Genomic DNA, 293 nt, shown 5'->3' with positions numbered 1-293 from the left:
GCAGGGGCGGAGGGATTCGAACCCCCAACCGTCGGTTTTGGAGACCGCTGTTCTACCAATTGGAACTACGCCCCTAAATTTTGCCGACCCTACAATTGGTGCAGGATTGGACGCGGTATTATACCTATTATGGTTTTTGACGCAAGCCCAGCAGGCAGCGAACTGCGCTATTCCAGACATAAAAAAGCCCGGCCAAAGCCGGGCTCTTAAAATCAATCAGACTGCATTAGTCCATGATTTTCGATACAACGCCTGCACCTACGGTACGGCCACCCTCACGGATAGCGAAACGC

General features: G+C 52.2%; 1 protein-coding gene and 1 tRNA gene. Both read right to left on the bottom strand.

What is annotated here, in order from left to right:
• Nucleotide 1: 1 nt before the first annotated feature.
• Nucleotides 2–75: transfer RNA gene (locus RBK99_RS13465), tRNA-Trp, on the bottom strand.
• Between the two features lie 151 nt (nt 76–226).
• Nucleotides 227–293 (bottom strand): EF-Tu C-terminal domain-related protein (locus RBK99_RS13460; protein WP_286830392.1); only part of this gene is annotated, 67 nt, incomplete at its 5' end.

Source organism: Idiomarina solivarensis, from assembly GCF_033052755.1.
Taxonomy (GTDB): domain Bacteria; phylum Pseudomonadota; class Gammaproteobacteria; order Enterobacterales; family Alteromonadaceae; genus Idiomarina.
The sequence above is the reverse complement of the archived record's forward strand: the minus strand, read 5'-3'. Positions and strand labels throughout refer to the sequence as shown.